The organism is Micromonospora sp. NPDC007271 (genome assembly GCF_040634005.1).
Taxonomy (GTDB): Bacteria; Actinomycetota; Actinomycetes; order Mycobacteriales; family Micromonosporaceae; genus Micromonospora.
This window is the reverse complement of the sequence record NZ_JBEYER010000050.1, coordinates 16646-36075: the sequence shown is the minus strand read 5'-3', so window position 1 is coordinate 36075 and position 19430 is coordinate 16646. Positions and strand designations below refer to the sequence as shown.

The window sequence follows — 19430 nt, the reverse complement described above, 5'->3', positions numbered from 1 at the left end:
CGGGCGGCTGGCACCCCCTGTTGGCGCGGCCCGCGGACCTCGATCAGGCAAGCGCGGGCGAGGGGACGCAGCGGCGCGCATCCAGCAGGTCGATACGGGTCGCCATGAACAGGTCCAGGCCTGTTGCCCGCCATCCGGCGGCGAGCAGCGGGCGGACAGCCGGGTGCGGTGCCGGCAGGCACACCTGCGCCTGTCCGGCCACGCCCGCGAGCGCGGCGAGGGCCGCCAGGACGCTGCCGCCGGCCTGGTCGTCCGTGACACCGGGCGCCGAGGCCAGGTGGACCAGGCCGAAGCCGTCGCCCTCGCCGGCCGCGACGCCGGCGGCGACCGGCTGGCCGTCGAGGGCCGCGACCAGCGTCGTCCCGTTCGGCCGCCGGGCCCAGGCGTGCTGGTCGGCGCTGCGGTCGGCACCCGTCCAGCCCGCCTCGAACCTGCTGACCGCCTCCGGTGACGACGGCGCCACGGTCCAGCCGGCGGGCGAGCGTACGGCACGGAGGTCGCCGGTCAGGTACAACAGCGGCCACCAGGCGTCCAGACCGACGCTCGTGTACAGCGGCAGCGCGTGCGGGTGCTGGCTGCTGAACGTCATCCGCGGCGCAGCCCGCTCGGGCCACAGCTCGGCGAGGAGTGCCCGGCCGCAGCCGCGACCGTGCTGCGCCGGGTCGACGAACAGGTCGCACAGCATCGACGTCACGCCGCCATGGCCGGCGATGCCGCGGGTCGCCCCGAAGCCGATGATCCGGTCGTCATCGCTCGCGACGGCGACCCGCCCGTAGCGCAGCAGATGCCCCACGTAGGCGGGGTCCGCGCCGGTCCACTCGCCTCGCTGGCCCGCGGCCTCGGCGACGCGCGCGATGTTCTCGAGGTCGCCGGCCGTGGCGGCCCGAACCATCAGGCCGCGTCCGCAGGTGCGATCCGTCGTCATCCGCCCCGTCCCGTCCGTCCGATCCGCGGCACCGTGCGACTGTGCTGTAGTGCCGATCCCGTTGCGTTGTCCCCGCTCGTCCTACTGATTCGTCGTCCGCGGGGCTGCGCCGCGACGGTTAGCGTAGCCATCCAGCCCCTTGACTGCGCCTGCGGTCCTTCGTACCGTCCACGCAACGGTCCTCAGGAGGAGCTCATGACGCTTCGTACGCCCGCGGTGTCGGCGCTGATGGCCGCCGCTCTCGTCGCCGGCCCGACCCTGGCGGATCCGGCGACCGCGGCGCCGGGCTCGACGGTGGGTGCCGACTCGCTCGGCGACCCCTACTTCCCGCGACAGGGAAACGGCGGGTTCGACGTCCGGCACTACGACATCGCCTTCGCCTACGATCCCGGCAGCCGACAGATGACCGCCACCGCCACCCTCACCGCGGTGGCGACCCAGGACCTCAGCCGCTTCAGTCTCGACTTCATGGGCCCGACGGTGAGTGCGGTGACCGTCGACGCGGTTGCGGCAGCCTTCTCGCGCGACGACGACAAGCTGTTCGTCACACCGAAGAGCGTGCTCAGGAACGGCCGTACCTTCACCGTCGCGGTCTCCTACGCCGGTGAACCCGGACCGATGTACGACCCCGACGGGTCCATCGAAGGCTGGGTGCCCACGGACGACGGCGCGTTCGTCGTCGGCGAGCCGCAGGGCTCCGCGAGGTGGTTCCCGGGCAACAACCATCCGACCGACAAGGCCACCTTCACCTTCCGCGCGACCGTCCCGGACGGAACGACCGCGGTGGGCAACGGCACGCTCGTCTCCCAGTCCACCCGCAGCGGCTGGACCACGTTCGTGTGGGAGTCCCGCGAACCGATGGCCACCTATCTGGCCACCGTGACGATCGGGAAGTTCATCATCAGCGAGTCCACGACACCCGGCAACATCCCCGTCTACACCGCGGTGGACCCGCGGCTGGCGAAGCGGGCGGCGCCGATGCTCGCCGAGATCCCCGACATCGTCGACTACTTCAGCTCGGTGTTCGGCCCGTACCCGTTCTCCTCCACCGGCGCGATCATCGACTACGCCCCGCAGGTGGGCTACGCGTTGGAGACGCAGACCCGCCCGGTCTTCTGCGACGTGCCCAGCGACGCGATCGGCACCATTGCCCACGAGCTGGCCCACATGTGGTTCGGCGACAGCGTCTCGCTGACCCGCTGGTCGGACATCTGGCTCAACGAGGGCTTCGCCACCTACGCGGAGTGGCTGTGGAGCGAGCACACCGGCGGCCCGACCGCACAGAAGCTCTTCGAGCGCACGTACGCCCCGGACAAGAAGCCGTTCTGGGACGTCCTGCTGGCTGACCCGGGTGTCCTGGACATGTTCGATTACCCGCCGTACGACCGGGGCGCCATGACCCTGCACGCGCTGCGGGTCAAGGTCGGCGACGAGATCTTCTTCAAGATCCTCAAGGAGTGGACGAGGTCGTACCGGTTCGGTAACGCCACGTCCGCCGACTTCATCCGTCTCGCCGAGCGGGCGTCGCAGCAGAACCTGGGCTCGTTCTTCGACGCCTGGCTCTACCGCACCGGCAAGCCCACCAGCTGGTAGTGCCTCGTGCCGGCCTGAGCGTGGTCCCGGATCTCGCCGGCTGAGCCAGGTCGGCCCGGGTCAGCCCACCTGAACGTCGCCCGGGTCGGGCTCGGCGCTCTGCTCCCAGATCGACTTCATCTCGTCGAACGCCTGCTCCATGAGCTGCACCATCGCCTTTCGGGCGCGCTCGCCGTCGTGCCGCTGGATGGCCTGGGCCACCTCGGCGTGCAGCTGCAGCGCCTGCTCGTGTGGGTGGTGTGGCATGAGATGGTGCTTGTGTCGGCCGGTGAGCACTTCCGCGACCAGATCCTGCAACCGGACGAACATCTCGTTGCCGGAGGCGAGCAGCACCCGTCGGTGGAATTCGATGTCGAGGCGCAGGAAGCGCTCCTCGTCGCCGGCCTTGCCGGCGGCCCACATCTTCGCCGCGAGCCCGACGAGATCGCTCGCCTCCTCATGATCGGCACGGCTGGCGGCGAGCAGGGCGGCGTGTGGCTCGATGGCGGTGCGCAGCTCGGTGATCGACCGGAGCTGGGTGATCCGGCTGCCTGAGGCGAGCCGCCAGCGGATCACCTGCGGGTCGAAGACGTTCCAGTCGTGCGCGGGCCGGATCGTCACCCCGACCCGCCGGCGGGTCTCGATGAACCCGATCGACGCCAGCACCCGCAGCACCTCGCGGACCACCGAGCGGGAGACCTCGTACCGGTCGACCAGCTCGTCGATGTTGAGGACCGCCCCGGGGGCGAACTCGCCGCCGCAGATGGCGGTGCCGAGGTGCTCGAGGACACGTGCGTGCAGCCCGGCATCGGCGGGGCCGCGCTGGGCGATGGCGCCCCCGGAGGAGTACGGTTCCACGCCAAGGATCATATCAGTTGGATCTACCCCTTGAATAAGTCAGCTTTTTCGTCCTAGCATCCCGACGTTAAGCGGATGTAAACCGCGAGGTGGCGGCCCTCCCCGGGCAGCGACCGGGACCGAAGGAGAGATAAGCGTGCGACGTCGATCGATAATCGGCACTTCCCTGGCCGTCGTCGCCGCCATGGGCCTGTCCGCCTGCGGCGGCGGAGGCGACGGCGGCAGTGGGTCGAAGACCCTGCGCGTGACGCTGGTGAACCACGTCTGGACGGAGAACATCAAGAAGGCCCTGCCGGAGTTCGAGAAGCAGACGGGCCTCAAGGTCGAGGTCACCCAGCTCGGCGAGGACCAGCTCTCCGACCAGTACAACGTCAAGCTGAACGCCGGGTCCAGTGACATCGACGTGATGATGTACCGGCCGCTGCAGGAGGGGAAGCTGTTCGCCAAGAACAAGTACCTCGCCGACCTGACCGAGCGGACCAAGTCCGACAGCGCCTTCGACTTCAGTGACTTCCAGGCCGGCCCGGTGCAGGCCACCACGTACGACGACAAGGTCGTCGGTGTGCCGATCATCACCGAGTCGGAGGTCCTCTACTACCGCAAGGACCTGCTGGAGAAGTCCGGCTTCACCGCCCCGCCGAAGACCCTTGACGAGCTCAAGACGCAGGCGGCCAAGGTCGAGGCCGACAACCCCGGGGTCGCCGGCTTCGTGTCCCGCACCGGCAAGGCGGCCGCCGTCACCCAGTTCTCCAGCTTCCTGTACAGCTTCGGCGGCGACTTCGTCGACGGCAACGGGAAGGCCGCGGTCAACACCGAGCAGGCCAAGCAGGCGTACGCCTACTACGGCGGGCTGCTGCGCGAGCACGGCCCGAAGAACATCAGCACCGACATGAGCTGGTCGGAGGCGATGGCGATCTTCACGCAGGGCAAGGCGGCCTTCTACACCGAGGCCAACTCGCTCTACAAGAACGCCACCGACCCGAGCAAGTCGAAGGTCTCCGACACCGTCGGCTTCGCGGCCTTCCCAGCCGGCCCGGACGGCTCGAAGCCGTACAACATCCCGTCCTGGGCGCTCGGTGTCAACGACGCGTCGAAGAACAAGGACAACGCCTGGAAGTTCATCCAGTGGGCGGCCGGCAAGGAGCAGTCCCTGGCGCAGCAGAAGGCCGGCGTCCCCGGCGCCCGCGCGTCCGTCTGGGCCAACCCGGAGGGCATCTCGACCTACCCGAAGGACCTCGCCGAGGCCACCACGGCCGGCAACGCCAACGGCGTCGGACACGACCGTCCGCTGGTCGTGAAGGTCGCCCAGGCGCGCGAGATCGTCGGCCAGCCGATCGTCGACGCGATCACCGGCAAGGACGCGGCCGCCTCGGCGGACGCGGCCAACGAGGCGTTCCAGAAGTTCCTCGACGACGAGGCGAAGTAGTCCGACCGCGGGGTGGCGGGGGCCTGACCGGCACCGCCACCCCGCGCCGGGACCCTGGCCCTGAGCACCCGGAGACCTCATGTCAGCCGTCACCACACCAGTCACCAGATCGCCCGACGCCGGCCCGGACCCCTCGGCGGAGTCGGCCTGGTCGCGCTGGGCCAACGCGCACCGCAAGTGGCTCTTCGCGGCACCTGCCATGGCTTTCGTCGCCGTGCTGATCATCTTTCCGGTGGCCTGGACCGGATACCTCAGCCTGACCGACGCCGAGGGTTCGGTACGCGCCGAGAGCGAGTTCATCGGGTTCCAGAACTACCTCGACGTGCTCAGCGACACCGAACGGTTCTGGCCGGCGGTGTGGCGCACCGTCCTGTTCACCGGCGTCGTGCTCCTCGTCGAGGTCGTGCTCGGCATGGCGATCGCCCTGCTGCTGTGGCGACCGTTCCGCGGTGAGCGGTGGGTCCGGGTCGCCATCCTCCTGCCGCTGGTGGCCACCCCGGTCGCGGTCGGCATGATGTGGCGGCTGATCTTCGATCCCAACATCGGGATGGCGAACCAGCTGCTCGGCTGGGTCGGAATCGGTCCCCAGCCCTGGCTGGCCGGCCAGAGTTCGGCCCTGCCGACGACGATGTTCATCGACATCTGGCAGTGGACCCCGATGGTCGTGCTGATCCTACTCGCCGGTCTGACGTCGCTCTCCGACGAGCCGCAGGAGGCGGCCCTGATCGACGGCGCCAGCACCTGGCAGCGGTTCCGGCACGTCACCCTGCCGCTGCTGATGCCCACCGTGATCGTCGCGGTCCTGCTGCGCGGTATCGATGCGCTGAAGACGTTCGACATCCTCTACGCGACCAAGGGCCGCGGCGGCGGGTCGTTCCACGAGGTGGAGACCCTCAACGTCTACGCGTACGGGCTGAGCTTCGACTACAACGACTACGGCGTCTCATCGACGGTCCTCATCATCTTCTTCCTGATCATCATCGGGGTGATGTGGGCCCTGACCTACCGCAAGAAGGGGCTGCAGCGATGAACCCGAGCCGGCCGTTCAAGGTGTTCCGGGCGGTGGCGCTGGCCGTCGTGGTGCTGTCGCTGGTCGCGCCGCTGCTCTGGATGATCGCCGCGTCGTTCAAGACCAACGTCGACATCTACGACACCGACAAGGCGTTCGTCTTCTCGCCCACGCTGGACAACTACCACACCGTGCTCCAGCAGGCGAACTACGTCCAGTTCATCGGCAACAGCCTCTGGGTGGCGTTCGCCGCCACGGTGCTGTCCCTCATCCTCGGGGTGCCCGCCGCGTACTCGATGAGCCGCTTCAACATGAAGAAGTCCGCGCTCGTCGTGCTCATGGCCCGGGTCATCCCCGGTGTCTCGCTGCTGGTGCCCTGGTACTACGTCTTCTCGAACCTGCAGATGGTCGGCGGCTACACCGTGCTGATCCTCAGCCACATGTTCGTGTCGCTGCCGCTGATCGTCTACATCATGATGGGCTTCTTCGACAGCCTGCCGGAGGACCTGGAAGAGGCGGCGCTGGTCGACGGGCTGACCCACATCGGCGCGTTCCGCCGGATCACGCTGCCGCTGTCCGTGCCGGGCGTCGCGACCGCCGGGATCCTGTCCTTCATCTTCTCCTGGAACAACTTCATGTTCGCCCTGGTGCTCTCCGGCGCGGACACGAAGACGCTGCCCGTGGCGATCTTCGACTTCGTCGGCTACGCCAGCATCGACTGGGGTGGCCTGATGGCCGCGGCCGCGGTGGTCACCCTGCCGATCATGGTGATCGCCCTGTTCGTGCAGAAGTACATCGTCTCCGGCCTCACCGCCGGTGCCACGAAGGGCTGAGCGGCATGACCACCATCGCACGCATCGAGACCTTCCTCGTCGCCCCGCGCTGGCTCTTCGTGCGCGTCGAGACCACCGACGGGATCGTCGGCTGGGGCGAGGCGACCTGCGAGGGCCGGTCCGAGACCGTCCGTACCGCCGTCGAGCAGCTCAGCGAGCTGCTGATCGGCCGGGACGCGCTGCGCATCGAGGACCACTGGCAGGTCATGACCAAGGGCTCGTTCTACCGGGGCGGGCCGATCCTGGCCAGCGCCGTGGCCGGCCTCGACCAGGCGCTGTGGGACATCGCCGGCAAGCACTTCGGCGCCCCGGTGCACCAGCTGCTCGGCGGCCCGGTCCGGGACCGGATCCGGGTGTACGGCTGGGTCGGCGGCGACGAGCCCAGCGAGGTCCGCGACCAGATCAGCGCCGCCGTCGAGTCGGGCCTGACGGCGGTGAAGATGAACGCCTCGGGCCGGATGAGCCCGGTGGCCTCGGTGGCCGAGGTCGACGGCGTGGTCCAGCGGGTGGCCGCGGCCCGCGAGGTGCTCGGTGACCAGCGGGACGTCGCGGTCGACTTCCACGGCCGGTTCAGCCTCGCCACCGCCCGCCGGGTCGCCCCGCTGCTCGAGCCCTACCGGCCGTTCTTCCTGGAAGAGCCGGTCGTCCCGGAGAACTCGCACCTCATCGGCGAGCTGGTCCGCGCCACCAGCACCCCGGTGTCCACCGGCGAGCGGCTCTACAACCGGCAGGAGTTCCTGCCGGTGCTCCAGGCCGGCATCGCGGTCGCCCAGCCGGACCTCTCGCACGCGGGTGGCATCACCGAGGTTCGCAAGATCGCCGCGCTGGCCGAGGTGTACGACGTGCAGCTCGCCCCGCACTGCCCGCTCGGCCCGATCGCCCTGGCGTCCTGCCTGCAGGTCGGCTTCGCCACGTCGAACTACCTGATCCAGGAGCAGAGCATCGGCATCCACTACAACCTCGGCGCCGAGGTGCTCGACTACTGCCTCGACAAGAAGCCGCTGACCTTCGTCGACGGCTACGTCGAGCGGCTCACCGGGCCCGGCCTCGGCATCGAGATCGACGAACACGCGGTGCGGGCGGCGGACAAGCGCGGGCACGCCTGGCGCAGCCCCACCTGGCGGCACCGCGACGGCTCCTACGCGGAATGGTGATCAACATGACCGTCAACCTCACCTCCGAGCTCGCCGCCGCCCGGATCCTCGCGGTCATCCGCGGCACCGACACCGCCGGCGCGATCGCCGCCGGCACCGCCCTGCTTAAAGAGGGCGTACGCATCGTCGAGGTGGCCCTCACCACGCCGAACGCGGCGTCGGCCGTCGAGGCGCTGCGCGCGGCCGCGCCCGCCGGGTCCCTGGTCGGCGCGGGGACGGTGCTCACCGCCGCCGACGTCGCCGACGTGGCCGCCGCGGGCGCGCAGTTCGTGGTGACGCCGGCCGTGGTCGAGTCGATTCCCGAGGCGGCGCGGCGCGGCCTGCCGGTCGCCGCCGGAGCGTTCACCCCGACCGAGGCGTACACCGCGATGCGGATGGGGGCGTCGGCGATCAAGCTGTTCCCGGTGTCGGTGGGGGGCCCGGCGTACCTGAAGGCGGTGCGCGACCCGTTCCCGGACATCCCGTTCGTCGCGGTCGGCGGAGTGGGGCTGGCCGACCTGCCCGGGTACTTCGCCGCCGGGGCGATCGCCGTCGGCGTGGGCGGCCCGCTGGTCGGCGACGCGGCCTCCGGCGGCGACCTGGACGCCCTGCGGCAGCGGGCCCGCGCCTACCTCGCGGCCGTCGCATGATCGCGGCCGACCTCCCCGCCCTGCGCCGGCGGGCCTGCGCCCACCCGGCAGCCGTGTCATGACCGACGTCGACCTGCTCACCTTCGGCGAGGCGCTGGTCTCGCTGCGCTCGGCCGGGCCGCTCGCCGCCAGCGGCCCGCTCACCCCGCACCTGGCCGGGGCGGAGTGCAACGTGGCCATCGGCGTGTCCCGGCTCGGCCACCGCGCGGCCTTCGTCGGTCGGGTCAGCGACGACGAGCTGGGCGGGTTCCTGTTGCGGCAGCTGCGCGCCGAGAGCGTGGACGTCGCGCGGGTGACCCGGGACCCGGAGCGCTCGGCCGGGCTGATGTTCCTCGAGCGGCGCACCGCCGACCTGACCCGGGTCATCTACCAGCGGGCCGGCTCGGCCGGGTCCGCGCTCCGGGTCGACGACCTGCGACCGGCGCTGGCCGCAGGCCCGCGCGTGCTGCACCTGACCGGGATCACCCCGGCGCTGTCCGACACCGCCCGCGAGGCCACGGAATGGGCGGCGGAGACCGCGGCCCGGGCCGGGGCGCTGGTCTGCCTCGACGTCAACTACCGAGCAAAACTGTGGAGCCGGGAGGCGGCCCGGGGCGTGCTCGCACCGCTCACCGACCACGTCTCGGTCGTCGTCGCCTCCGCCGACGAGCTGGACCTGGTCGGGGCGCCCGGTGCCGACGAGCCGGCCGTGGTGGCCTCGCTGCTGGACCGGGGCGTGTCGACCGTGCTGGTGAAGCTCGGCGGCGACGGCGCCCGCGCGTACACCCGGGACGGCTGCCGGCACGCGGCCGCGCTGCCCGTGACGGCGGTCGACACCGTCGGCGCGGGGGACGCCTTCACCGCCGGCTACCTCTCCGGCCACCTGGACGGACTCGACCTGGCCGGGCGGCTGCGCCGCGCGGTCACCCTCGGCGCCTTCGCCGTGGCCGGCCACGGCGACTGGGAATGCCTGCCGCGCCGCGACGAGCTGTCCCTTCTGGACTCCCGGCAACCCGGCGACACCATTCGCTGATCCCACCCCGAGAAAGGCACCCCGCGTGAAGATCGTCGCAGCGGACGTCATCGTCTCCAGCCCCGACCGCAACTTCGTCACCCTCAAGATCACCACCGACGAGGGGCTGACCGGGCTGGGGGACGGCACCCTCAACGGGCGCGAGCTGTCCGTCGCGTCCTACCTGGCCGACCACGTCGTCCCCCTGCTGATAGGGCGGGACCCGCACCGCATCGAGGACACCTGGCAGTTCCTCTACCGGTCCGCGTACTGGCGGCGGGGGCCGGTCACCATGGCCGCCATCGCCGCCGTGGACGTCGCGCTCTGGGACATCAAGGCCAAGGCCGCCGGGATGCCGCTCTACCAGCTGCTCGGCGGTGCCTCCCGGACCGGGATCATGGCGTACGGGCACGCCTCCGGGCGAGACCTGCCGGAGCTGTTCGACTCCATCCGCCGCCACCTCGAGCTGGGCTTCCGGTCGATCCGGGTGCAGACCTCGGTGCCGGGCATCAACGCCGTCTACGGGGTGGCCGCGCAGCCCAGCATCGACGGCAAGCGCTACGACTACGAGCCGGCCCAGCGGACCCCGCTGCCCGCCGAGGAGGACTGGGACACCCGCGCCTACCTGCGCCACCTGCCCGGCGTCTTCGAGGCGGTGCGCAACGAGTTCGGCCCGGAGCTGCCGTTGCTGCACGACGGGCACCATCGGATGACTCCCATCCAGGCCGCGAAGCTCGGCAAGGCGCTCGAACCGTACGACCTGTTCTGGCTGGAGGACTGCACCCCGGCGGAGAACCAGGAGGCGCTGCGGCTGGTCCGCCAGCACACCACCACCCCGCTGGCCATCGGCGAGGTCTTCAACACCGTCTGGGACTACCAGACGCTGATCCGGGAACAGCTCATCGACTACGTGCGGTCCGCCGTCACCCACACCGGCGGCATCACCGCCATGCGCAAGCTGCTCGACTTCGCCGCCCAGTACCAGATCAAGTCCGGCATCCACGGACCCACCGACATCTCGCCGGTCGGCATGGCCGCCGCGCTGCACCTGGACCTGGCCATCCACAACTTCGGCATCCAGGAGTACATGCAGCACGGCCCGCTCACCAATGAGGTGTTCCGCCAGTCGTTCAGCTTCACCGACGGCTACCTGCACCCCGGCGAGCAGCCCGGTCTCGGCGTGGAACTCGACGAGAAGGCCGCCGCCCGGTTCCCGTACCAGCCGGCGTACCTGCCGTTCAACCGGCTCAAGGACGGCACCGTCCATGACTGGTGAGCGGCGGCTCGCCCGCCACATCGTGGTGATGGGCGTGTCCGGGGCGGGCAAGACGACGGTGGCCCGGGGGATCAGCGAGCTGACGGGCCTGCGGTTCGCCGAGGCGGACGAGTTCCACACCGAGGCCCACGTCGCCCAGATGCGCGCCGGCATCCCGCTGGACGATGCGGCCCGCTGGCCCTGGCTGCGCGCCCTGGCCGCCTGGATGGCCCAGCGGCACGCCGAGGGGGTGTCGACGATCCTGGCCTGCTCGGCCCTCAAGCGCTCCTATCGCGACGTGCTGCGGCAGGGGCCGCCGGACGTGGAGTTCCTGCACCTGGACGGGGCGGCGGAGCTGATCCGGGATCGGCTGGGCCGCCGGGTCGGGCACTACATGCCGGCGAGCCTGTTCGACTCCCAGCGGGCGATCCTCGAGCGCCTGGAGCCGGACGAGTCCGGGGTGGTGCTGGAGGTGGCGGCGTCACCGGACGACCTGGTCAGGGCGGCGATCGACCGGCTCGGCCTGCCGCTGCGCGAGCCGGCCGCCGGCCGCTGAGGGTCGCCGGCGGCCGGGGCCGGGCGGTTCCGGCCGGCCGGGCACCAGGCCGGGCGGGCCGCGCGCCGGCGATCAGTCGGGCGCGGCATCCAGGTAGACCCAACGGCCGTCCTCCCGGCCGAAGCGGCTGTGTTCCTCCAGCCTGCCGGGGCGGCCCGCCTCGCGGTAGTGAGCGCGGAACCGGACCGTGCCCGCGGTGTCGAAGAGGCCGCCCCGGTCGGTGCCGAGGATCTCCAGCCGGGTCCACCGCAGCGCCGGGTCCAGCCGTAGCCGGGCCGGCCGGGTCGAGGAGTGCCAGCTGCGTAGCAGGTGGTCCGCGTCGCCGACGGCGAAGGCACTGAACCGGGAGCGCATCAACGCCTCGGCGGTCGCCGCCGTCGACACACCCCGGTGGACCGGGCCGCAGCAGTCCGCGTACGGCCGGCCCGTCCCGCAGGGGCAGGCCCCGCCCGCCCGTTCGGCCGCGCCCCGGCCGGCGTCACGTCTCGCCACGACCGTCATCCTGCCGCAGCGGCGACCGCCCGGGGCCGCCGGGTGTGACCTTGCGCGGCTGCGCTGCAATGGCGGCGTGGACGGGGATGTGATGCGACGGCTCGCGGACGCGGCCGAGCGGGTACGGGAGCACGAGACCATCGGCCGGCAGGTCGAGCTGTTGCTCCGTCGCGTCGAGGAGGCGGAACGGCACCTCGACCGGCTGTGCCACACGCACGAGCGGGAGCAGCAGGACGTGGAACGCCTCGAAGGCCGCTCGATCACCCGGGTGCTCGCCTCCCTGCGCGGCAGCCGGGACGACGACCTGGCCCGGGAACGCGCCGAGGCCGAACTGGCCGCCCGACGCGAGGCGGACGCGCGGGCGCACCTCGCCGAGTTGCGCCGCGAGCACCGGGCCGCCCAGGCGCGGCGTGCCGAGCTGGCCGACTCGCCCGCGGCGTATGCGGCCCTGCTCGACGAGCGGGAACGGCAGCTGATCGCGGGCCAGGGCCCGCGGGCTGCCCGCCTCGCCGGGCTCGCCGGTGAACGGGACCGGCTCACCACTCGGGCCCGACAGGTCGACGAGGCGGCCCGGGCCGCGGCCGCCGCGCGCACCGCCCTCGCCGCCGTACGCGACCACCTCGCCAAGGCGGACGGGTGGTCCACCTACGACACCTTCTTCGGTGGCGGGATGGTGAGCAGCGTGATCAAGCACAACCGGATGGACGACGCCGCCGCGGCGGCCCGGGCCGCCGACCGGCGGCTGGCGGTGCTGCGTACCGAGCTGGCCGATCTGCCCGGGGTGTGGCTCACGCCCGAGCTGGAGCTGGGCGAGCTGACCCGCTTCGCCGACATCTTCCTCGACAACATCTTCACCGACCTCGCCGTGCGCGGCCGGATCCGGCGGGCACAGGCGGCGGTCGAGCGGGCCGGCACGGCCGTCGCCCGGCTGCGGGGCCGGCTGGCCACCGAGGCCGGCGAGGTACGCCGGAGCCTGGCCGACCTCGCCGGCGAACGGATCGCCCTGCTCACCGCCCCCTGACCAGAGCGTTGCGCGACTGAGTGGCGGCGGTTCGGCCCACCCGCAGCAAGTCGCCCAGCAGGCCCCGTCGCTCGCCCGGCAGGTCGTCACCGTGTGTCACATCCCTCACCCGCCCTGGCACCGCGCAGAGGCGCCTTTGCTCTGCAGCCCTGTACGCAACAGCCACGTACGGTCCTGTGCTGCGTATGTGGCTGCAGAGCAAAGGCGGGTAAAGGAAGGGTTCGGCGTCGGCCCCGATCCACGGTTCTCCGCTGGTCAGAGCGGCTCAGGCGGCAGGGGCTTCAGGGTGCGGACGCCTGGCGCGCCATCACGCACGGTGACAGGGTGTCTCCGAGAATGGCGCTTACTGACAGTCACGACCTCAGCCAGAAGGCGCCACCCGGCCGGCCGGCCTCAGCGGGCGCTCGTCCGGGCCGTACGCCGGTTGCCGAACGACTCCATGGTCGTCGCCTTCCTCGCCGGCGTGCGGGTTTCCGCGATCCGGCGGGAGCGGGCCTCGGCCGCGACCTTCCTCGCCGTCGCCTTGCGGGCCGTACCCTTCTTGGCGGGCGCCACCTTCGCGGTGGCCCGAGTGGCGGGTGCCTTCTTCGCCGCCGCCCTGGCGGCCGGGGTCGCCTTCTTCGCGGTTGTCGTCTTCTTCGGGGTGGTCGTCTTCTTCGCGGCCGTGGCCTTGGCGGTCGGCCGTCGGGTGGGTGTGGCGGTGGTGGCCGCGGTGGCCTTCTTCTTCGCGGCCCGGGCGGTCGTCGGGGTGGGCTTGCCACCCGGCGTCTTGGCCGCGGTCGTTCCGGTCGCCCGCCGGCTGGCGGTCGCGGCCTTCTTCGCCGCGGCCTTGTTCGGCATCGGCGCCTTCCGCGCCCCGGTCGCCTTCCGAGCGCTGCTGGGTCTGGTGGCCGCCTGGGCCATCGTTCCTCCCTCGCTCCTCCGCCGCGGCCCGGACGGGCACGCCGCCCGGCGGCGTCGGGCCGACCGGCCCACGCGGCGCGCGTGTCTTCCCGCCGCGCCGGTGGTCAAACGCCGTGGACCCGTCCCCGCGTCGGCCCGGCGAGCTACGGGCGGTCGGCAATTGGTCCAATGATCGGTGCGTCGATCGGCTCTGCTGTTGGGCCGCTTCCGAACCTAGCGTCAACTGTGTGGCCGAGACCGGACAGGGGACCGAGACGATGACGACGACCGCCGACATGTGGTTCGACCCGCGCTGCCCGTGGGCGTGGAACGCCTCCCGCTGGCTGCTGGAGGTGGAGCAGGTCCGCGACGTGCGGGTCCGCTTCCACGTGATGAGCCTGTCCGTGCTCAACGAAGGGCGCGACGGGCTGGAGGAGTGGTACCGGGAGTGGCTCAGGCCCGGCATGGGGCCGGTCCGGGTGGTCGTGGCGGCCGAGCAGAAGTTCGGCGGCGACGTGCTGCGCGACCTCTACACCGCGCTGGGCAACCGGATCCACCACGAGCGGGCGCCGATCGGCCGGGAACTGTACGTGGCGGCGCTGACCGAGGTCGGCCTGCCCGCCGAGCTGGCCGACGCGGCCGAGTCCGCCGACCACGACCCGGCCCTGCTGGCCAGCCACCACGCCGGGCTGGAGCCGGTCGGCGAGGACCTGGGCACCCCCACGATCCACGTCACCGGCCCCGACGGCCGGGTGAACGCGTTCTTCGGGCCGGTGGTGGCGCCGATCCCGCGCGGTGCGGCGGCCGGGCGGCTCTGGGACGGGGTGCTGCTGGTCTCCGGCACCGACGGCTTCTTCGAGCTGAAGCGGGCGCGCACCCGCCGGCCGATCGAGCGCTGAGCCGTGCCCGGCCGTCTGCTGCCCGCGCCGGGCCCGGCGCGTACGCTCGCCCTGGCCCAGTTGAGCAACTCGATCGGTGACGGGGCTTTTCTCGTCACCTCCGCGCTGTACTTCACCCAGGTGGTCGGCCTGTCACCCGGACAGGTCGGGCTCGGGCTGTCCGCCGGCTGGGCGGTCGGTCTGCTGGCCGGCGTACCGGCGGGGCACGCCGCCGACCGGCGCGACGCCCGGCGGGTCGCCGTCCTGCTGGCCGCCGCCACCGGGCTGGCCGTCGCGGTCTTCCTGCTGGTCCGCCAGCCGGCCGCCTTCGTCCTGGTGGCCGCCCTGTACGGCAGCTGCCAGACCGGCCTGGCCGCGGTACGCCAGGCGCTCCTGGCCCGGCTGGTCGAGCCGGCCCGGCGCACCGAGGTACGGGCGCGGCTGCAGTCGGTGGTCAACGCCGGGCTGGGCCTGGGGGCGGCCCTCGGCGGCCTGGCGCTCTGGGCGCACACCGCCGGGGCGTACCGGTCGGTGCTCCTGCTGGACGCGGTGGCCTTCCTCGGCGCGGCGGTCCTGCTGTGGCGGCTTCCGGCCCGCCGGCCCCCGGCGGTGCCGGCCGGGCCGGGCGGCGGCGGTCGCCTCGCGGTGCTCCGGGACCGGCCGTACGCGTTGCTCACCGCGCTGAACGCGGTGATGATGCTGTACCTGCCGCTGCTCAGCCTGGTGCTGCCGCTCTGGGTGGCGCGGCGCACCGCGGCCCCGTCCTGGCTGGCGGCGGCGCTGCTGGTGGTCAACACGGCGGCGGTGATGCTCGCCCAGGTGCGGGTGGCCCGGCGGGTGGTGGACCCGGCCGGCGCGGTGCGGTCACTGCGGCGGGCGGGCGTGGCCATGGCCGTCGCCTGTGGACTCTTCGCGCTGTCGGCCGCCGCCACCTCGCCCGGGCTGGCGGCAGCGGTCCTGCTGCTCGGCGCCGGCGCCCAGGTGTACGCCGAGATGACGCACGGCGCCGGGGCCTGGCAGCTCAGCTTCGACCTGGCGCCGGCCGACCGGCACGGCCTGTACCAGGGCTTCTTCGGCAGCGGGGTGCCGCTGGCCCGGATGCTCGGTCCGGTGCTGCTGACCTGGCTGATCGTCGACGGCGGGTCGGTGGGCTGGCTGGCCTTCGCCGGGCTCTACGCCGCCGCGGCGTTCGGGTGCGGCCTGGTGGTACGGGCCCCGGCGCGGCCGGCCCCGCCCGTCCTGTTGGCCCGCGGCTGAGGCCACGCCGCGCCGGCGCCGCCCCGTGCGGGGACATCGCCGGGCGGCGGGAACGGTTAGCCTGTGCGGGACATGGGCTTGATGACGACGAGCACCGTCGGCGCCCCGGGGCGCGCTGGATGAGCCCCACCCAACGCTGTTGCACGGCGCTCGCCGCGCTGCACGGCGTCACCGGCGACCGGTACGGCTACGGCTGGGCGGGCAATGTGCTGGCGGTGGACGGACCGGACGGCGTGCCCCGGCTCAGTGGCCTGGTCGACGGCGAGCGGCACCTCTGGGGCGACCCTCGACCGAGGGTGACTCGGGGCTACAGCCAGCCCGAGCGGCGGAACAGCCGGTGCAGGGTGAACCCGGCGACCGCCATCACCAGCAGCGCCGCCGGGTAGCCGTACCGCCAGGCCAGTTCCGGCATGTGGGTGAAGTTCATGCCGTAGACGCCGGCCACCGCGGTCTGCGTGGCGGCGATCGCCGCCCATGCCGCGATCTTGCGCATGTCGTTGTTCTGATCGACGGCGAGCTGCGCCAGTCGGGCCTGCAGTATCGAGTTGAGCAGCTCGTCGTAGGAGCTGACCCGGTCCACCGCACGGGTGAGCCGGCCGTCGACGTCGGCGAACCAGCGGTGCAGCGCCGGCGGCGGGCCGCCGGTTCGCTGTTCCCGCACGGCCCGCAGCGGCGCGGGCAGCGGCAGCACCGCCCGCTTGAACTCCACCACCTCGCGCTTGAGCTGGTAGATGTGCTGGATGTCGGCGCGGCGGTCGCGGGCGAAGACGCTCTCCTCCACTCGTTCGAGGTCGCTCTCCAGGTGCCCGGCGACCTCCAGGTAGCGGTCGACCATCCGGTCGCAGACCGCGTACGCGACGGCCCACGGTCCCTGGGCCAGCACGTCCGGGCGGCGTTCGAGGCCTGCCCGGACCGGCGTGAGCGCGCCCGCCGCGCCGTGCCGCACGGTGATGGCGAACCGGTCGCCCAGGAACACCATCACGTCCCCGGTGTCGATCACCTCGGAGGTGTCGGTCAGCTCGGCGTGTTCCACGTAGTCCGCGGTGCGCAGCACCAGCAGCGTCACCTCGCCGTGCCGCTGCACGGTGGGGCGGTGCCCCTCGGCGAGGGCCTGCGCGACGGCCAGCTCGTCCAGGCCGAAGGTGCGCCCGACCGCCGCCATCACCGCCGCGCCCGGCTCGTGCAACCCCAGCCAGACGAACGACCGCCGGGTGCGCCGGCTGCGCGCGTACGCGTCGGCGTAGTGCGGCCGGCCCGGTTCCCGCCGGCCCGCCAGGTAGACCGCGCAGTCCACCACGGCGTCCGGATTGGATCGTCGTGGGGTGGAGTCGGTGCCCTCGGCGTGCCGCCCGAGCAGGCGGGTGATCAGGGTGGACAGCGGACGCCCGCCCCACCGTGCCCGTGCCGCCGGCCGGTCCACCGCCGCACCTCCTTCGGCAACTCCAGCTCGGCTGGCGGCCATGATTCGGCCTCCGCGCCGCTAGGCGGCGCTCCGGACCGAATGAAGGCCGGTCCGGTGCCGCGCCGCGACCTGGAGCCGCCGCCCGCCGAAGAACTGACGGCCTACCGTACGGCGTGCCCGTCGCCCGGTGTGTCCGGCGTCCGTCAGCGGGTGGCGGTCGCGAAGACCACGATGTTGTCCGGGTAGCTGCCGGTACGCGGGTTGAACCGCCCACCGCAGGTGATCAGGCGGAGCCGGGCGTCCGCGCCGCCGCCGTACACCCGGGCGGTGGGGAAGTGGTCCTTCGGGTACGCCCCGACGCCGTCCACGGTGAACGTGGCGACCCGGCCGTCGGCCCGGGTGACCCGCACCGTGTCGCCGGGGCGCAGCCGACCGAGGTCGAAGAAGACCGCCGGCCCGTTCTGCGAGTCCACATGCCCGACGAGGACCGCGTTGCCGGCCTCGCCCGGCGTGGGACCCGGCCGGTACCAGCCGGCGATCTCCGGGTGCTCCAGCGGCGGCACCTCCAGCGCGCCGTCGTCGTCGGTGGCGACCGGGACGACGGCGGCGTCGACGCCGATGCGGGGGATGGTGACGCGGACCGGTTCGGAGCGGGGCAGCACCGGCCCGGGTTGACCGGAGCGTTCGGCGGTCGGGGCGGCGGAGGCGCCCGGCTGCGGCGGACGCGGCGACGTGGTGCCGAGACCGGCGGCGACCAGGCCGGCCCCGGCCGCTGCGGCGATGGTGACTGCGGCGACGGCCGCGGCGGTGCGGGCCTGCGACGGCCCCTCCCCGGTGCTGCGCTTCGGCGACAGGTTTCCACCTCCGTCCGACGTGGCCGAGGTGCCCGCACCGGTACGTCCGGTGCGGGCACCTCCGCTCAGGGATGGTGTGGCGAAGGCCGTCAGGCGGCGGCGGTCGCGCCCCGTCGGCGGCGGCGCACCAGCACGTACGACCCGCCGGCGACCGCCACGGCGGCGAGCGCGCCGCCCGCGACGAGCACGCCCGTGTCGCCGTCCCGGCCGCCGGCACCGGCCGGGGCCCCGCCGATCGGGGTGACGGTGAACGTGGCGCTGCCGCCGCTGCTGCCGTTGCCGCAGGTGGTGGTCACCGTGTACGTGCCGAGGGTGAACCCGGCGGTGAACAGCTCGGCGCTCAGCCCGCCTCCGGCCGCGGCCGTGGTGGAGCGGACGTTCTCGTCCCGGTTGGGTCCGGTGATCCGGAAGATCGCGTCCCCGTCCTTCGGGTTGCATTCCGTCGTGGTGAGCACGACCGTCCCGCCGACCGGAGTGGTGGCGGGGGAGACGGTGGTGTCCGCGAGCGCGGCCGCCGGGAGCAGGAGTGTGCCGAGGCCCACGCCGACCGCCGTCGATCCGAGAATTCTCCGTGCCTTCATCCGTGTCTTCCCCTCACTTTTCGTCCGCTGACTGCGTGGGACGCCGTTCGGGTGGCCAACTCCGTGACTAGCACCGGTGTGGCCAACACTAGGAGGGTTGCGACGGTCACTCGGCGTAAATGAGAAATCTTCGTTGCCGTCACGTGTCCTCCCTCCCGCCGGGGAGCGCCGGACATGCCCGCCCACGCGGCCGGAGCCCGCAGATCGAGCATTTCGCCCCACCGCGCGGGTTCGGCCGCCGGGCCGGGCCGCCGCCAAACGCCGGTTTCCGCCGGACCACCTGGGCGGCGACCCACGGTCGGCCCGCGCGTGGCCATGACCGGTTCCGGTCACCCGGGTCGACTCAGGATGTACGGGGCATATCGGACCAGCGCGGACGCGTTGGCGGGTGGCATCATCTGGTAGGTGACCAGCAGATCCGCCGCCGACCAGCACCTGCACGACCTCGCGCGGCTGCGCCGCGTACGGGACCGGATCGACCGGGAGTACGCGCAGCCGCTGGACGTCGAGGCGCTCGCCCGCGGCGTGAACATGTCGGCCGGGCACCTCAGCCGTGAGTTCCGGCTCGCCTACGGCGAGTCGCCGTACGCCTATCTGATGACCCGGCGCATCGAGCGCGCGATGGCGCTGCTGCGTCGTGGCGACCTCAGCGTCACCGAAGTCTGTTTCGCGGTCGGCTGCGGGTCGCTGGGCACCTTCAGCACCCGCTTCACCGAGTTGGTCGGTGTGTCGCCCAGCACCTACCGGCGCGAGGCGGCGCGCAGCACGGCGGGGATGCCGTCGTGCGTGGCGAAACAGGTGACCAGACCGATCAGGAATCGAGAAGCGCGGGCCCCGCAGCCGCCCGTAGCGTGA

General features: G+C 72.6%; 20 protein-coding genes. 14 read left to right on the top strand and 6 right to left on the bottom strand.

Features of this window, described 5'->3' with window-relative positions; all coding sequences use genetic code 11:
* Positions 1-43: 43 nt before the first annotated feature.
* Positions 44-925, bottom strand: a complete 882-nt coding sequence (locus tag ABZ570_RS19125; protein ID WP_358064914.1) for a GNAT family N-acetyltransferase — start codon at positions 923-925, stop codon at positions 44-46.
* 195 nt (positions 926-1120) lie between these two features.
* On the opposite strand from ABZ570_RS19125, the gene ABZ570_RS19120 reads away from it, so the two are divergent.
* Positions 1121-2518, top strand: coding sequence for a M1 family metallopeptidase (locus tag ABZ570_RS19120; RefSeq protein WP_358064911.1), 1398 nt, complete (start codon positions 1121-1123; stop codon positions 2516-2518).
* 60 nt (positions 2519-2578) lie between these two features.
* Here the strand turns inward: ABZ570_RS19120 and ABZ570_RS19115 are convergent, their stop codons facing one another.
* The gene (locus ABZ570_RS19115) at positions 2579-3355 is read right to left on the bottom strand and encodes a FadR/GntR family transcriptional regulator (protein ID WP_358064908.1); all 777 of its coding nucleotides are present in this window, start codon (positions 3353-3355) and stop codon (positions 2579-2581) included.
* Positions 3356-3491: 136 nt separating this feature from the next.
* Here ABZ570_RS19115 and ABZ570_RS19110 point away from each other — a divergent pair, with 136 nt between their 5' ends.
* The 8 genes from ABZ570_RS19110 to ABZ570_RS19075 all read left to right on the top strand — a co-directional run bounded on the left by ABZ570_RS19110 (position 3492) and on the right by ABZ570_RS19075 (position 11208).
* Positions 3492-4781, top strand: a complete 1290-nt coding sequence (locus ABZ570_RS19110) for a sugar ABC transporter substrate-binding protein (RefSeq protein WP_358064905.1) — start codon at positions 3492-3494, stop codon at positions 4779-4781.
* A 79-nt stretch (positions 4782-4860) separates the two neighbouring features.
* On the top strand, positions 4861-5811 hold the full coding sequence (locus tag ABZ570_RS19105) for a sugar ABC transporter permease (RefSeq protein ID WP_358064902.1): 951 nt from the start codon (positions 4861-4863) through the stop codon (positions 5809-5811).
* Positions 5808-6623: a carbohydrate ABC transporter permease gene (locus ABZ570_RS19100; RefSeq protein WP_358064899.1), complete on the top strand. Its 816-nt coding sequence runs from the start codon at positions 5808-5810 to the stop codon at positions 6621-6623. The genes ABZ570_RS19105 and ABZ570_RS19100 overlap by 4 nt, the downstream gene beginning before the upstream one ends.
* Before the next feature lie 5 nt (positions 6624-6628).
* Positions 6629-7777, top strand: coding sequence for a galactonate dehydratase (dgoD, locus tag ABZ570_RS19095; protein WP_358064896.1), 1149 nt, complete (start codon positions 6629-6631; stop codon positions 7775-7777).
* A gap of 5 nt (positions 7778-7782) precedes the next feature.
* Positions 7783-8406 (top strand): bifunctional 4-hydroxy-2-oxoglutarate aldolase/2-dehydro-3-deoxy-phosphogluconate aldolase, encoded by a 624-nt coding sequence (locus ABZ570_RS19090; RefSeq protein ID WP_358064893.1) that lies wholly within the window; start codon positions 7783-7785, stop codon positions 8404-8406.
* A 58-nt stretch (positions 8407-8464) separates the two neighbouring features.
* Complete coding sequence (locus ABZ570_RS19085) at positions 8465-9418, top strand: sugar kinase (RefSeq protein WP_358064890.1); 954 nt, start codon at positions 8465-8467, stop codon at positions 9416-9418.
* A 25-nt stretch (positions 9419-9443) separates the two neighbouring features.
* The gene (gene manD, locus ABZ570_RS19080; RefSeq protein ID WP_358064888.1) at positions 9444-10673 is read left to right on the top strand and encodes a D-mannonate dehydratase ManD; all 1230 of its coding nucleotides are present in this window, start codon (positions 9444-9446) and stop codon (positions 10671-10673) included.
* Positions 10663-11208, top strand: coding sequence for a gluconokinase (locus tag ABZ570_RS19075; protein ID WP_358064885.1), 546 nt, complete (start codon positions 10663-10665; stop codon positions 11206-11208). The genes manD and ABZ570_RS19075 overlap by 11 nt, the downstream gene beginning before the upstream one ends.
* A gap of 72 nt (positions 11209-11280) precedes the next feature.
* Here the strand turns inward: ABZ570_RS19075 and ABZ570_RS19070 are convergent, their stop codons facing one another.
* Positions 11281-11709 (bottom strand): YchJ family metal-binding protein, encoded by a 429-nt coding sequence (locus tag ABZ570_RS19070; RefSeq protein WP_358064882.1) that lies wholly within the window; start codon positions 11707-11709, stop codon positions 11281-11283.
* Positions 11710-11776: 67 nt separating this feature from the next.
* On the opposite strand from ABZ570_RS19070, the gene ABZ570_RS19065 reads away from it, so the two are divergent.
* The 4 genes from ABZ570_RS19065 to ABZ570_RS19050 all read left to right on the top strand — a co-directional run bounded on the left by ABZ570_RS19065 (position 11777) and on the right by ABZ570_RS19050 (position 15738).
* Positions 11777-12721 (top strand): hypothetical protein, encoded by a 945-nt coding sequence (locus ABZ570_RS19065; RefSeq protein ID WP_358064879.1) that lies wholly within the window; start codon positions 11777-11779, stop codon positions 12719-12721.
* A 424-nt stretch (positions 12722-13145) separates the two neighbouring features.
* The gene (locus tag ABZ570_RS19060; RefSeq protein ID WP_358064876.1) at positions 13146-13796 is read left to right on the top strand and encodes a hypothetical protein; all 651 of its coding nucleotides are present in this window, start codon (positions 13146-13148) and stop codon (positions 13794-13796) included.
* A gap of 85 nt (positions 13797-13881) precedes the next feature.
* On the top strand, positions 13882-14502 hold the full coding sequence (locus ABZ570_RS19055; protein ID WP_358064968.1) for a DsbA family protein: 621 nt from the start codon (positions 13882-13884) through the stop codon (positions 14500-14502).
* 3 nt (positions 14503-14505) lie between these two features.
* Positions 14506-15738 (top strand): MFS transporter, encoded by a 1233-nt coding sequence (locus ABZ570_RS19050; RefSeq protein WP_358064873.1) that lies wholly within the window; start codon positions 14506-14508, stop codon positions 15736-15738.
* 307 nt (positions 15739-16045) lie between these two features.
* Here the strand turns inward: ABZ570_RS19050 and ABZ570_RS19045 are convergent, their stop codons facing one another.
* From ABZ570_RS19045 to ABZ570_RS19035, 3 genes are all read right to left on the bottom strand, one after another.
* Positions 16046-17158, bottom strand: coding sequence for a magnesium and cobalt transport protein CorA (locus tag ABZ570_RS19045; RefSeq protein WP_358064870.1), 1113 nt, complete (start codon positions 17156-17158; stop codon positions 16046-16048).
* 185 nt (positions 17159-17343) lie between these two features.
* Positions 17344-17802, bottom strand: coding sequence for a class F sortase (locus ABZ570_RS19040; protein WP_358064867.1), 459 nt, complete (start codon positions 17800-17802; stop codon positions 17344-17346).
* A 281-nt stretch (positions 17803-18083) separates the two neighbouring features.
* Positions 18084-18575 (bottom strand): hypothetical protein, encoded by a 492-nt coding sequence (locus tag ABZ570_RS19035; RefSeq protein ID WP_358064864.1) that lies wholly within the window; start codon positions 18573-18575, stop codon positions 18084-18086.
* Between the two features lie 405 nt (positions 18576-18980).
* On the opposite strand from ABZ570_RS19035, the gene ABZ570_RS19030 reads away from it, so the two are divergent.
* Positions 18981-19430 (top strand): helix-turn-helix transcriptional regulator, encoded by a 450-nt coding sequence (locus ABZ570_RS19030; protein ID WP_358064861.1) that lies wholly within the window; start codon positions 18981-18983, stop codon positions 19428-19430.

What these genes read in the sequence shown, in the direction of transcription:
- ABZ570_RS19085 (WP_358064890.1), top strand. Translation starts at nt 8,465, where the DNA reads ATGACCGACGTCGACCTGCTCACCTTCGGCGAGGCGCTGGTCTCGCTG.
- ABZ570_RS19075 (WP_358064885.1), top strand. Translation starts at nt 10,663, where the DNA reads ATGACTGGTGAGCGGCGGCTCGCCCGCCACATCGTGGTGATGGGCGTG.
- ABZ570_RS19090 (WP_358064893.1), top strand. Translation starts at nt 7,783, where the DNA reads ATGACCGTCAACCTCACCTCCGAGCTCGCCGCCGCCCGGATCCTCGCG.
- ABZ570_RS19055 (WP_358064968.1), top strand. Translation starts at nt 13,882, where the DNA reads ATGACGACGACCGCCGACATGTGGTTCGACCCGCGCTGCCCGTGGGCG.
- ABZ570_RS19100 (WP_358064899.1), top strand. Translation starts at nt 5,808, where the DNA reads ATGAACCCGAGCCGGCCGTTCAAGGTGTTCCGGGCGGTGGCGCTGGCC.
- ABZ570_RS19035 (WP_358064864.1), bottom strand. Translation starts at nt 18,575, where the DNA reads ATGAAGGCACGGAGAATTCTCGGATCGACGGCGGTCGGCGTGGGCCTC.
- ABZ570_RS19120 (WP_358064911.1), top strand. Translation starts at nt 1,121, where the DNA reads ATGACGCTTCGTACGCCCGCGGTGTCGGCGCTGATGGCCGCCGCTCTC.
- ABZ570_RS19105 (WP_358064902.1), top strand. Translation starts at nt 4,861, where the DNA reads ATGTCAGCCGTCACCACACCAGTCACCAGATCGCCCGACGCCGGCCCG.
- ABZ570_RS19125 (WP_358064914.1), bottom strand. Translation starts at nt 925, where the DNA reads ATGACGACGGATCGCACCTGCGGACGCGGCCTGATGGTTCGGGCCGCC.
- ABZ570_RS19070 (WP_358064882.1), bottom strand. Translation starts at nt 11,709, where the DNA reads ATGACGGTCGTGGCGAGACGTGACGCCGGCCGGGGCGCGGCCGAACGG.
- dgoD (WP_358064896.1), top strand. Translation starts at nt 6,629, where the DNA reads ATGACCACCATCGCACGCATCGAGACCTTCCTCGTCGCCCCGCGCTGG.